This window comes from Mesorhizobium sp. M0663, assembly GCF_040320585.1.
In the GTDB taxonomy this organism is placed as follows: Bacteria; Pseudomonadota; Alphaproteobacteria; order Rhizobiales; family Rhizobiaceae; genus Mesorhizobium.
In genome coordinates, this window is record NZ_JAMYPX010000108.1 from 1 (window position 1) to 908 (window position 908).

The 908-nt window shown below is 64.4% G+C and carries 1 protein-coding gene; it reads left to right on the forward strand.

What is annotated here, in order from left to right; genetic code table 11:
* A partial coding sequence (locus NKI54_RS36315) for an IS110 family RNA-guided transposase (protein WP_352694660.1) occupies positions 1-621 on the forward strand: 621 nt, incomplete at its 5' end.
* Between the last annotated feature and the right edge of the window lie 287 nt (positions 622-908).

Sequence of the window (908 nt, forward strand, 5' to 3'; positions counted from 1 at the left end):
ATGCGCAGCATCGAGAATGTCGTGCGCGCCATGCTGCGAGAGGCCGGCGTCAAGCTCGGTACGCCATCGCGCACCGCCTTTGCTGATCGCGTGCGCGAACTGGCCAGTGCCGAGGTGATGGCGATGGTCGAGCCGCTGCTTACGATCCTCGGCACCATGCTCAAGGAGTTCGCCCGGCTGACCAAGAAGGTTCTCGACATCGTCCGCAAGGAGGAGGTCTGCCGGCGGCTGATGAGCGCGCCAGGCGTTGGTCCGATTACGGCGCTCGCCTTCCGCGCCACGATCGACCGGCCGGAGCGGTTCGGCTCCTCGCGGGCGGTGGGAGCGCATCTGGGGCTGACGCCAGCGCGATACCAATCCGGTGAGACCGACATCCAGGGCAAGGTCAGCCGCTGTGGCGACGAGCTCGCCCGCACAGCACTCTACGAGGCAGCCCATTCACTGCTTGTGCGTTCCAAAAAGTGGTCGAGCTTGCGCGCCTGGGGCATGAACATCGCCAGACGCCGCGGCATGGCGCGGGCGCGGGTGGCGGTGGCCCGCAAGCTGGCCGTCATCCTGCACCGCATGTGGGCCGACGCAACCGAATTCCGCTTTGGAAAGGAAGCCGCCGGATCGGCATGAAATAGCGCAAGGAACAAAAACGAACACAAACAGTGGTTCGCCCGCGAGGGTGATCTGGATCGTTCCCGTGGGGACGATGGGCAAGGCGATCTCGTTAGCAGGCACGATCCTGGGCGAAGTCTCCCAAGGTCGTTCAACAGATTGAGACGCCTCGCTCTCCTGACCCCATCATGCGGCGGCTCCGCGCCGACCGCGAAGAGAAGCGAGTGACCCGCGGGGCGACATGGTCCGGAAAAAAGACAGGAAACGCTTGACCTCACCGACCCCAATCAGAGAAGCCTGCTAGA